This is a genomic window from Immundisolibacter sp., from assembly GCF_041601295.1.
Taxonomy (GTDB): Bacteria; Pseudomonadota; Gammaproteobacteria; order Immundisolibacterales; family Immundisolibacteraceae; genus Immundisolibacter.
Genome location: NZ_JBFIII010000118.1, coordinates 1 through 7296 on the forward strand (window position 1 = coordinate 1; position 7296 = coordinate 7296).

At 65.4% G+C, this 7296-nt stretch carries 7 protein-coding genes; all 7 read right to left on the bottom strand.

Going from position 1 to position 7296, the window contains the following annotated elements; translation table 11 throughout:
• Positions 1-55: 55 nt before the first annotated feature.
• On the bottom strand, positions 56-679 hold the full coding sequence (locus tag ABZF37_RS12725; protein ID WP_372720494.1) for a glutathione S-transferase family protein: 624 nt from the start codon (positions 677-679) through the stop codon (positions 56-58).
• A 74-nt stretch (positions 680-753) separates the two neighbouring features.
• The gene (locus tag ABZF37_RS12730; protein WP_372720496.1) at positions 754-1377 is read right to left on the bottom strand and encodes a TetR/AcrR family transcriptional regulator; all 624 of its coding nucleotides are present in this window, start codon (positions 1375-1377) and stop codon (positions 754-756) included.
• A 122-nt stretch (positions 1378-1499) separates the two neighbouring features.
• Positions 1500-2303 (bottom strand): fumarylacetoacetate hydrolase family protein, encoded by an 804-nt coding sequence (locus tag ABZF37_RS12735; RefSeq protein ID WP_372720498.1) that lies wholly within the window; start codon positions 2301-2303, stop codon positions 1500-1502.
• Between the two features lie 61 nt (positions 2304-2364).
• Positions 2365-3096, bottom strand: a complete 732-nt coding sequence (locus ABZF37_RS12740; protein WP_372720500.1) for a HugZ family protein — start codon at positions 3094-3096, stop codon at positions 2365-2367.
• Positions 3096-3992 (bottom strand): transglutaminase N-terminal domain-containing protein, encoded by an 897-nt coding sequence (locus ABZF37_RS12745; protein WP_372720502.1) that lies wholly within the window; start codon positions 3990-3992, stop codon positions 3096-3098. The genes ABZF37_RS12740 and ABZF37_RS12745 overlap by 1 nt, the downstream gene beginning before the upstream one ends.
• A complete protein-coding gene (locus ABZF37_RS12750) occupies positions 3989-6511 on the bottom strand; it encodes a circularly permuted type 2 ATP-grasp protein (protein WP_372720504.1) in 2523 nt (840 codons plus the stop codon). Before ABZF37_RS12750 ends, ABZF37_RS12745 begins: the two co-directional genes overlap by 4 nt.
• Before the next feature lie 29 nt (positions 6512-6540).
• On the bottom strand, positions 6541-7296 hold a 756-nt coding region (locus ABZF37_RS12755), incomplete at its 5' end, for a transglutaminase family protein (RefSeq protein WP_372720506.1).

Here is a 7296-nt window from a genome sequence, read left to right on the forward strand (position 1 = left end):
ATACAAAAAAAGCCGGCGCCAGAATTAATCCTGGCGCCGGCTTTTTCGTGTCTTGTCAGCCCATCTTGCTCATTGCTTCCTGCGCTTTCTGCTGGTAACGCTGCGCCGCCGGGCGGCTCATGCAGCGCCCAACCCAGGCGCTGACGTTGGCGTACGGCGACAGGTCGTACTGGAGCAGGGCGGCCAGGCCCAGTACCGAGCAGACATTCAGATCTGCGACGTTGAAGTCCGCGCCCAGTAGATAGGCACGGTTGGCCAGGTGGTTATCCAGCACCTGCATTGGCGTGCCAAGACTGGTCCTGGCCTGCTCGACAGCGGCCGGATTGCGTTGTGCTTCCGGCAGAAACATCATGTTCATCAGCATGGTCACCAGGTGTGACTCGGCCTCGGTCATGGCCCACAGGCTCCACTGGGCAACCTGTCCATGGGCCTGGACGCCAGCGGGCCACAGCGCGCCGGTCTTTTCAGCCAGATACTGGTTGATTGCGAGCGATTCCCAAATGATGTAGCCGTTGTCGTCCAGCACCGGCACATGGCCGTTGGGGTTCAACTTCAACATTTCGGGAGTGCGGCTTTCTCCACGTGGGCTGGTGCCAACGTGCTCGTAGGGCTGACCAATTTCTTCCAGCATCCAGACGCAGCGACCGGCGCGCGAGTAAGCGGCTCCGTAAAGTTTCATGGCGGTTCTCCTCGATGGGGGGGGCGGCCATTTTGGCCTACGCCGGATGATACGCCGTCGGTCCGCGGTTTTGCTCAGCCTGGCAGTGCGCCACGCAGCAGGATGTCCATCATCATGACGTTGTAGCGCTTTGGATCATCTGCAAAGTCTATGTCGGCGAAATGCCGCAGAAACGGACGCGTCTGTGCATAGAACACATTGCTCGCGTTGATCAGCAGCGCCAGCAATGCCGGGTTGACGTCGGCTCGCAGCTGCCCACCTGTCTGGCCAGCGCGAATGATCTCCACCAGGCGATGAAAATTGTTGGAGAAGTCGGCACGGACCGGCTCGATGTCACCATCACCCTGGTCGCTGGTCAGTGCGCGAAGCACCAGCCGGCTCGACATCGGATCTTCGATATAGGCACACAGGCGCTGGCGGGCGTATTCAGAAAGGCGCTCCGGCGTGTCGCCATCCCACTGGGTAACTGCATCGACCGCTTCGGTAAAGGATTGACACGCGGTCTTCAGAACTTCCTGGTACAGGGCGGCCTTGTTCTTGAAATGATGAAAGATGTTGGCCTTGCTGACGCCGGCCCGGTCAGCGATGACGCTGATGGAAGCAGCGTCGTAGCCGAGACTGGAAAAAATCTCCGCCGCCGCCCGGAGGACTCGTAGGGCGGCGGCGGCACAGGTTTTGGGAGGGGGGTTCGTTGTCATTTTTAGGGCAGACTGACCGGGTCAGGGGTAGACCGATCGGTCAGTCAGGGTCATGGTAACCCCGCCGCCCGATCCTGCACAAGGCCGCAACGAAAAAATCACGTGCTTTTGGTAATGGATGTTCAAGAAGCCGCCACCGTGTTGTGCAGGCTGCCGATGCCGTCGATCTCTATCCGTACCTCATCGCCCGGGCGCATCCATAGCGGCGGTTTGCGTGCGGCGCCGACGCCGCTGGGCGTGCCGGTGAGGATCACGCAGCCGGGTTCGAGCGTGCAGTCGGCGCTGAGGAATTCAATCAGTGTCGGGACGTCGAAAATCATGTCGCTGGTGTTGGCCGCCTGTACGGTTTTGCCGTTCAGCACGGTACGGATGTCGAGCGCATTGGGGTTGGGGATGGCGTCAGCGGTAACCAGCACCGGCCCCAATGGGCAGAAGGTGTCGAAGGATTTACCGCGGCAGAACTGACCTCCACCCCATTCCATTTGCCAGTCGCGGGCACTCACGTCATTGGCGCAGGTGTAGCCGAGCACGTAATCGAGGGCATCGGCGGCGCGCACGTTCTTGGCGCGGCGGCCGATCACCACCGCCAGTTCGCACTCGTAATCCACCTTGTGACTGGGCGCATGGGTCGGGATCAGGATGGGCTGGTCGGGATGGTGCAGCGCAGCGCTGGCCTTGATGAACAACACCGGGTATTGGGGGATGGCGGCACCGGTTTCCTCGGCGTGCTTGCGGTAGTTAAGGCCGATGCAATAGATGGTCGGTGGCACTATCGGGGACAGCAGGGCACTGCCCGCGGGTGCCCGTTCCTCTGTGACGCGCCAACCGCCGAACAGGTCACCTTCGATCAGGCGCAGACTGCCGTCCGGCTGCTCCACCGCGTGGCGCGGACCCTGGGCGGTTCCAATGCGGGCGATGCGGGTCATGAACTCAGCTCCTGTTGTCCGGATCCTGCCGGTGCGCGGTCATCGAAGGCATGTCGGGAAGTTATGCGTTGGATACAGGTGAGGATTCGACCCCACGCGCCACGCGCAAGAGGTCGATCAGCTGTTGGCGCAGCGCCTGAACGCTGGCAGCCTGGGCGGCAAACGGCAGTCGCAGTGCCACGCCGTCGGCAAGCAGGTCGATGCCGTCGGGGTCGGCGCCCACCAGTGTCGCGTCGCGCGGCTCGTGTCCGAAATAATGTCGGCAGTAGGTTACGACCGCGTCATGGTGGTCATTGTTCATGTGTTCCACGACGCCGGCCTCATCGTCGGCCAGCGGGTTGGCAAGGTCTATTTCATTGGCTTCGATCCAGCCGATTTTGCCGAAGCCGCCGATGAAGCGCAGACGCACCATACTCAGCGTGTAGAAACTGAAATCGTGCGTGTTGGCATAGGCGCGGGCAGCCGGGAAGAAGCGGTAATACCGCTCGGCGTCGGGGCCGGCCTCGGGTGTCGTCAGGGCCCGGGCCTTGGCCAGCCAGGTCAGGCGAGTCCCCGCTTGCGGGTCGGCTGCATCCGCCGGGTCAAACACTGTCAGCGACACGTGTGGATCGGCGCTGATGTTGCGCGTGTGCTCGGCCAGTGTGCTGATGTAGATGACCGGTTGGCCGGCGGTACCCAGCACATAGGGCGTAACGGATCCGAACGGATAGCCGGGAACGCTCCGTGACTGGGTGCCGAGCACGCCATAGCGACAGCTGCGCAGGAACTCGCCGGCGGTGCGTGTGCGGGACACTAGAACTCCACGGGTTCGGGCAGGGCCGTCACGTCGACCTTGACGTCGATGGAATGGCTGTCACCGCCGCCATAGATGACGCCTTTGAGCGGCGCCACGTCGCTGTAATCGCGCCCCCAGGCGGTCGTGACATGGCGGCCAGCCGGTTGCAGGTTGTTGGTGGGATCCCAGTCCTGCCAGCCGGTACCAGGCAGGTAGACCTGTAACCAGGCATGAGAAGCATCAGCACCTTCCAGTTTGGGCTGGCCGGGGGGTGGCTGGGTTTCAAGATAGCCGCTTACGTAGCGCGCTGCCAGCCCCAGGCTGCGCAGACAACCGATGGCCAGGTGCGCGAAATCCTGGCACACGCCGCGGCGTTGTTCCAGCACTTCGAGCACCGGCGTGGTGATGTCGGTCGCCGTCGGGTCGTAGGTGAAGTCCTGGTGGATGCGGGCCACCAGTTCTGCGACCGACTGGGTCAGCGGCCGGCGGGCGGCGAAGCTGGGCGCGGCATAGTCGCGTAGCGGCGCCGCCGCACGCACCAGGGGGGAGTCCAGGCAGAACTGGGCCGCGTCCAGTGTGTCCCAGTCGCCGGCCTGGGCGAGCCGCTGGGCGGCCTCCTGCCAGTCAACATCATCGGCAAGGGCCAGCTGCCAGCGCTGTACCAGGAGTCGTACTTCGCTGGTGGCGGTGATGGTGACCGCCTGATGCGAGTCGAGAATGGCGAAATAGCTCGCGGTGTTGCCGAAGAAATCCTGCCGGTCACGGTAGTCGCTGCACGGTGGGTCGATGTCAAGACTGGCCGCGACCAGGGCCTGGCCGGCGAAGCTGCGCGGCAACAGGTGTGCCTCGTTGTGGCTGCTGGCCACCGGCTCGACATACTGGTAGCGCGTGGTATGGACGATGCGGTAGTTCACGATGGCTCGGCCGGAACCTGCAACAGCGAATGCGGCACCAACGGTGGCTGGAAATGCGCGATCGCAATGGCGTCGGACAGCTCCCGCAGCAGGTATTCGCCGCGACCCAGGAACTGGTCCAGGGCCGGTCGGTCGAGCCCGGTCGCAATGTCCAGCTCAGCCAGATCCAGCAGGCGCAGCCGGCTGGCCACTTCCAGCGCGAGCCTTCCGCTGGCGTCCAGCTGCGCGTTATCGACGGGGCGAGGCAACGCAGCCAGGTGTTGTTCGATTCCCTGCACCTGACACATCATGCCGCGCGGCTGACGTGGATCGAGCAGCAGCAACTCCAGCGCCACCCTCAGTTGCGGCTGGTTCTGGCGGTAACGGCGGTAGGCCGGCAGACAGTCACAGAAACCAAGCGCTGCTTCGACGAGCGGTGGCGCGGGCAGCTCGGGCGCCGTGATGCAAAGCAGACCGCGCAGAGCCACGCTGAGGCTCTGACCGCGCTCGATGCACCGACCAAGCTCCAGGAAGTGCCAGCCGGCATCCTGTTCCGTGGACGCGTTCAGGGCGCCGGAAACCGCCAGCAGGCCATGCATCAACTGCTGCGTGACCTGGGTGGTGTATTCGGGGGTCGCCAGGTCCGCGCGCAGGCTTGCAAGCGGCGTTGGCAAATCTGCCAGCAGATGCAGCGCATCCTCTGGCAGACGCTCGCGCACGGCCTCGGCGGCCTGCGCCAGTGCCTGCAGGTCGAAGGCCACGCTGCCGGCGTGGTTACGATCGGCAAGCAGGGTCGTCAGCAGGCTGGGGAGGGCTGTGCCGTCTGCTTCCTGGTGGACCAAATCCGGGTGGTTGGCGGTCATGCGGGTCAGGGTTTGCATCAGCAGGTGCAGCCTGTTCCCAGCGCCCGGTTCTGGCGTCGCATCGTTATCGGCGAGCTGTCCCAGCGTCAGCCGCAGCAGCCGAAGGCTGGCGCCGGCACGCTCCAGATAGCGACCTACCCAGAACAGGTTCTCCGCCGCACGTCGCGGCAGACCGCCATGCGCGGCACCGGTCGGCGGCGTGGCTGGCACGTATACCGCCTCGGTTTCCGGCTCGCTGGCCAATACCCAGACATCCTTGCCCATGGCGCCGGCCTGGTTGCTGATGAACAGCGTGTCAGCCTGCGGAGCGACGCGGGCGAAGCCGCCCGGCAGCACCCGGTAGCCGTCGTTGCCGGCGGTCAAAAAGGCGCGCAACAGGACCGGTCGCATGCCCAGTGACCTGCCGCCGAACGACGGCGTCGGGATCGGTGCCACGGCTGCTTGCGCCGCGAACTGGGCAGGCCGGGCCAGCAGGCGCTCGCGCCAGACCGCCAGCTCCCTGGGCTTCAGATTGGCACCGAACACGGACCGTTCGCCAGGTCGTCGCTGCAGGCGTTTGATGACCAGCTGCGGCAGATGAGCGAGGACGTGATCCAGCTGCTGCGGGTCACCGCACCAGTAACTTTCCACGCTTGGGAGGCGCAGGTCCTCGCCCAGAAAATGCCGCGCCAGCGACGGCAGGTAGGCGCCGAGCGCGGGATTTTCAAGCACCCCGCTGCCCAGTGGGTTGACCACGCTGACCTGGCGGCGGCGTGCCGCCTCCACCAGACCGGGTACGCCCAGGAATGAGTCGGCCCGAAGTTCCAGCGGATCGCACCAGGCGTCGTCGACCCGGCGCCACAGCACGTCTATGGGCGTCAGGCCGCCCAAAGCCCGCAGGTACAGCCGGCCACCGCGCATGACCAGGTCCGAGCCTTCTACCAGCTCCAGGCCAAGTTGCTCGGCCAGCAGAGCTTGTTCGTAATAGGTTTCATTGCGTACGCCCGGCGTGAGTAGCGCCAGGGCCGGGTCGTCGCGGGCCGCCGCCGGCGCGGAAGCAACCAGGTTGCCACGCAGAGCGCGCAGGAACGGTTCCTGGCGGTGAACTTGGGCGTCGCGGTAGAGACTCGGCAGCACCCGCGCGGTGACGCGGCGGTTTTCCAATGCATAGCCGATGCCCGACGGTGCCTGGGTGCGGTCTGCCATCACCCAGGTTTGCCCCGCGCCATCGCGCACCAGATCGGCGGCGTACAGCGGCAGCTGATGTGCGGCGGGCAGGCGAATGTCCTGGCACGCGCGCAGAAAACCGCCATGACCGAACACCAGCGCCGGTGGCAGCAGGCCACGGCGCAGTATGTCGCGTGGGCCGTACAGGTCGGTCAGGATCAGGTTCAGCAGTTCCGCGCGCTGCACCAGGCCGGCCTCGATGACGGCCCAATCTTCGCTGCCGACTAACAGCGGAACCACATCCAGCGGCCAGGGTTGGCGCACGCCGTTGGCGGCGCCATAGACGTTATAGGTAACGCCTGTTTCGTGCAGCAGGCGGCGCGCTTCCTGGGCACGGCCGGTGAGCGCCGCCGGTCCGAGCTCGCGCAGGGCTCGAGTCAGGCGTTGCCAGTGCGGATGCCGGTCGTCGTCCAGGGACAGGCCGTCCCAGCTGGAGTACGCACCGGTGGCGTCGCTGTGTTGGCTGTGCATGCCAGGGGTCACGGATGCAGCGGACCTCGTCAGCTCGGCTGCCAGCGCAGATCCAGCGTGTGCGGGTACTCCGCGTTGATCGCTTCGAAAGGCGGCAGCGCGCCGCCGCCTGGGGTATGTCCGTGATTCCAAAAACGCATGATGCGGCGGCCCTCGGCCTCATAGGCGTTGACCGGGAAGGCCTGGTAGTTCCGACCGCCCGGGTGGGCCACATGGTAGGTGCAAGCACCCACCGCGCGGCTATTCCATGTGTCGATGATATCGAACACCAGCGGCGCGTGAGAGCCAATGGTCGGATGCAGGGCCGAGGGCGGGCTCCAGGCCCGGTAGCGCACGCCGGCCACCTGTTCACCGTGGGTGCCGGTCGGGCGCAGCGGAACCTGCCGGCCGTTGCAGGTAACAAGGTAACGTCCGTCGGTGGCGCCGCTCAGGCGCACCTGCAGGCGCTCGACCGACGAATCGACATAGCGGGCCGTGCCACCGGCCGTGGCTTCCTCGCCCATCACGTGCCAGGGTTCGAGCGCGGCGCGCACTTCGAGCGTCAGGTCGCCCACTTGCACCGATCCGTAGCGCGGGAAGCGGAACTCGACGAACGGGTCCAACCAGTCGTCCTGAAACGGATAACCGGCCTCGCGCAGCTCGGCCAGCACGGCGCGCATGTCGGCAGTGACGTAATGCGGCAGCATGAAGCGGTCGTGCAGGCCGCTGCCCCAGCGCACCAGCGGCTGGCGGTAGGGCGTGCGCCAGAAGCGGGCCACCAGCGCGCGCAGCAGTAGGGCCTGGAA

What these genes read in the sequence shown, in the direction of transcription:
- ABZF37_RS12725 (WP_372720494.1), bottom strand. Translation starts at nt 679, where the DNA reads ATGAAACTTTACGGAGCCGCTTACTCGCGCGCCGGTCGCTGCGTCTGG.
- ABZF37_RS12750 (WP_372720504.1), bottom strand. Translation starts at nt 6,511, where the DNA reads ATGCACAGCCAACACAGCGACGCCACCGGTGCGTACTCCAGCTGGGAC.
- ABZF37_RS12730 (WP_372720496.1), bottom strand. Translation starts at nt 1,377, where the DNA reads ATGACAACGAACCCCCCTCCCAAAACCTGTGCCGCCGCCGCCCTACGA.
- ABZF37_RS12735 (WP_372720498.1), bottom strand. Translation starts at nt 2,303, where the DNA reads ATGACCCGCATCGCCCGCATTGGAACCGCCCAGGGTCCGCGCCACGCG.